We start from the raw sequence: 425 nt of genomic DNA on the forward strand, positions 1-425 counted from the left end.
ACACCGTTGATGAAGGAACTACGCGATCAAACTAAACTTGCAGTACATTTGTCCATTTTAGAAGGTACACATATTGTCTTTATCAACAATGTGCAATCGATTGGAACATTTACCAGCAATATAGGTCTAGGCACTCGTTGGCCTGCTCATGCGACTGTGATTGGACAAATGCTATTAGCAGACTTATCTGAAACTGAAATCCGTGATCGCTATAAAAATTTCAATCAATGGGAAACTTTTTCTGAACTCACCCCAAAGAATCTTAAAGAGCTACTTCAACGCCTCAGTTTTGTTAAAACACAGCGATCTATGGTCAGTTGGGGACATTACAATCATGATATGGCAGCTTGTGGCGCTCCAATTTTCAAACAATCTACAGGAAAAATGACTGCTGTATTGTCTGTAAGTTGCCCTTTAGCAACCTA

1 protein-coding gene is annotated in these 425 nt (G+C 39.5%); it reads left to right on the top strand.

Annotation, left to right across the window (positions count from 1 at the left end):
* On the top strand, positions 1–425 hold a 425-nt coding region (locus GBI16_RS18610; RefSeq protein ID WP_215900701.1), incomplete at both ends, for an IclR family transcriptional regulator C-terminal domain-containing protein.

Source organism: Acinetobacter sp. TUM15064, from assembly GCF_008980265.1.
In the GTDB taxonomy this organism is placed as follows: domain Bacteria; phylum Pseudomonadota; class Gammaproteobacteria; order Pseudomonadales; family Moraxellaceae; genus Acinetobacter.